This is a genomic window from Caulobacter sp. 602-1 (genome assembly GCF_003931565.1).
Lineage (GTDB): Bacteria > Pseudomonadota > Alphaproteobacteria > Caulobacterales > Caulobacteraceae > Caulobacter.
In genome coordinates this window covers 1-290 of sequence record NZ_RRYI01000131.1, presented here as the reverse complement: position 1 = coordinate 290, position 290 = coordinate 1, and the positions used below count along the sequence as shown (strand labels likewise).

The 290-nt window shown below is 64.5% G+C and carries 1 protein-coding gene; it reads left to right on the top strand.

Features of this window, described 5'->3' with window-relative positions; translation table 11 throughout:
• Positions 1–290 (top strand): isocitrate/isopropylmalate family dehydrogenase (locus tag EIK80_RS25565; RefSeq protein WP_233586953.1); only part of this gene is annotated, 290 nt, incomplete at both ends.

Genomic DNA, 290 nt, shown 5'->3' with positions numbered 1-290 from the left:
CCTCAAGGCCTATGATGGCCGCTTCAAGGACATCTTCCAGGAAATCTACGACGCCGAATCCGCTGAGGCCTTCAAGGCCAAGGGCATCCACTACGAACACCGCCTGATCGACGACATGGTCGCCTCGGCGCTGAAGTGGTCGGGCGGCTACGTCTGGGCCTGCAAGCACTACGACGGCGACGTGCAGTCGGACATCGTCGCCCAGGGCTTCGGCTCGCTGGGCCTGATGACCTCGGTGCTGATGAGGCCGGACGGCAAGACGGTGGAAGCCGAAGCCGCCCACGGCACCG